The following is a 294-nucleotide window of genomic DNA, read 5'->3' as shown; positions in this document are numbered from 1 at the left end:
AAGCACGCCGCCAGCGTTCGTCCTGAGCCAGGATCAAACTCTCCACAAAAAAATTTCAGAAAAAATCCGAAACAGGCCGTGAAAAGCCCGAAACCCAACAAAAGAACAAACCACCACAAACCACAAAAGGCTCATGCTGGCGTCCAAAAAATTACTACAAAGAAAAAAGTTCCCTCAACCCGACGGGGTCAAAAAAGAGGAAACCACAAAGTTGAACACAATCACATGCCAACCAATCCATCTCAATGCAGCCGAAACACCAAACAGCATTCAAATAAGTACGTGTTCCACATA

1 protein-coding gene is annotated in these 294 nt (G+C 44.2%); it reads left to right on the top strand.

Annotation, left to right across the window (positions count from 1 at the left end; genetic code table 11):
* Positions 1-294 (top strand): hypothetical protein (locus QP934_RS11550; RefSeq protein WP_419127596.1); only part of this gene is annotated, 294 nt, incomplete at both ends.

Origin of the sequence: Corynebacterium sp. MSK122 (assembly GCF_030229435.2) — a bacterium.
GTDB classification, from domain to species: Bacteria; Actinomycetota; Actinomycetes; order Mycobacteriales; family Mycobacteriaceae; genus Corynebacterium; species Corynebacterium marquesiae.
Note: the sequence above shows the minus strand (reverse complement) of the source record. Positions and strands in the feature narration are given on the sequence as shown.